Source organism: Micromonospora sp. BL1 (assembly GCF_003667485.1).
Taxonomy (GTDB): domain Bacteria; phylum Actinomycetota; class Actinomycetes; order Mycobacteriales; family Micromonosporaceae; genus Micromonospora; species Micromonospora tulbaghiae.
The window spans coordinates 1-393 of sequence record NZ_RCVK01000005.1; the positions used below are offsets into that span (position 1 = coordinate 1).

Genomic DNA, 393 nt, shown 5'->3' on the forward strand with positions numbered 1-393 from the left:
TACAGATACTGTTGAATTATATAAAGCTGTAGTAAATGCAAATGGAACTCTTTCAGCTGGTGATAAGGTTACACTAACAGCTGACAATGTAAAATATGATCCTAACACTAGAGAATTCAATTTTACATTCTCACAAGATGCAGGAACATCTGCCTACATTCTTAAATTTATCACTGATGTTAATAATCCAGGAAATTATACAAACTCAGTTAAATTTAATGGAAGCAGCTTAATTCAAAGTTCTCCATCTACACAAAATAATGTATGGTTTTCTAAAGGAAGCGGCTGGGGTGTTGGCACAACTGGCAGTATTACTGTAGAAAAAGTAGATAGTAATGATACTACAAAAACACTATCTGGTGCAGTATTTCAACTTATTGATCAATATGGGAA

The 393-nt window shown here is 33.1% G+C and carries 1 protein-coding gene; it reads left to right on the forward strand.

Annotated features, from left to right (window positions below; genetic code table 11):
- The coding region (locus tag EAD96_RS30950; RefSeq protein ID WP_158614767.1) for a hypothetical protein at positions 1 to 393 on the forward strand (393 nt) is incomplete at both ends.